Source organism: Sphingomonas sp. CCH9-F2, assembly GCF_001556735.1.
Classification (GTDB): domain Bacteria; phylum Pseudomonadota; class Alphaproteobacteria; order Sphingomonadales; family Sphingomonadaceae; genus Sphingomonas; species Sphingomonas ginsenosidimutans.
This window is the reverse complement of sequence record NZ_LSJO01000339.1, coordinates 1-1033: the sequence shown is the minus strand read 5'-3', so window position 1 is coordinate 1033 and position 1033 is coordinate 1. Positions and strand designations below refer to the sequence as shown.

Annotated in this window: 1 pseudogene; it reads left to right on the top strand. The window is 73.9% G+C overall.

The annotated features are described in order from the left end of the window. Positions 1-1033, top strand: a pseudogene (locus AX685_RS22520) (hypothetical protein); the annotation flags it as partial.

Genomic DNA, 1033 nt, shown 5'->3' with positions numbered 1-1033 from the left:
CCCCGCCGACGCTGCGCGCGGGGACCAGGGACCCGCTGTGCCTGCTGCGCCCGGGACAGGTGCTGCCGCTGGAGGATGCACCGCTGGTGTTCGCCACCGATTATGCGCGCGACCTGTCGCTGCGGCTGACGCTGGCGGACGGCAAGACGATGGACATGCCGGTCACCGCCGATGCGGCGCGCGGCGGGCTGGTGGTCACTATCGACACCGCGCGGCTGGGGCAGCAGGCGATCGGCGAGGCGGTGCTGACCGGGCGCTGGGGCTTCGACACGTTCACCGGCCCGCGCTTCCTGCTCCAGAACGGCGCACCGACCGCCTGGGCGCCCAAGCCCGACAATGCGGTGGTGGTCGGGCGCGACACGCCGCTGACGCTGCAGGGCGGGGCGGCATCGTGCGTCGAACAGGTGTCGCTGCGCGACCGCGCCGGCGCGGTGAAGGCGGTGGCGTGGAAGGCGAGCGGCGCGGACGAGATCACCGCCACGCTGCCGCTGTCGCGCACCCGCGCGGGCGAACTGACGCTGCTGGTCGCGCAATATGGCAATGCCGCCCCCGCGGCGCTGACGCTGAAGGGGCAGAGCGAGGCGAGCCGGCTGGAGGGGTTCACGCTCTATACCGGCGACAAGGACGGGCGGCTGGTCGGTGCGCGACTGGACCAGGTCGCCAAGCTGGAGGTCGCCGGGCTGACGTTCGTCCCCGGCGCGCTGACCCGCGATCCGGGCGGCGGCGACCGCATGGTGCTCACCACCGACGGCGCGACCGAGACGGTGGCGCTGGGCATATCCGACGCCAAAGTGACGCTGGCGGACGGGCGCACGACGACGGTGCGCGCGACGATCACCCCGCCGCGCCCGCGCGTGGAGCTAATCAGCCGCAACGTCGATCCCCCCGCCCCGGCGCCCGGCGACGCGGCGCTGCCGCTGACGCTGCCCGACAATGTCCTGTCGCAGGATGCGCGGCTGACCTTTTCGGCGCGCGCGGTGAACACGCGGCTGAGCGCGGCGGACGCGATCGAGGTGGCGACCGCCGATGACAG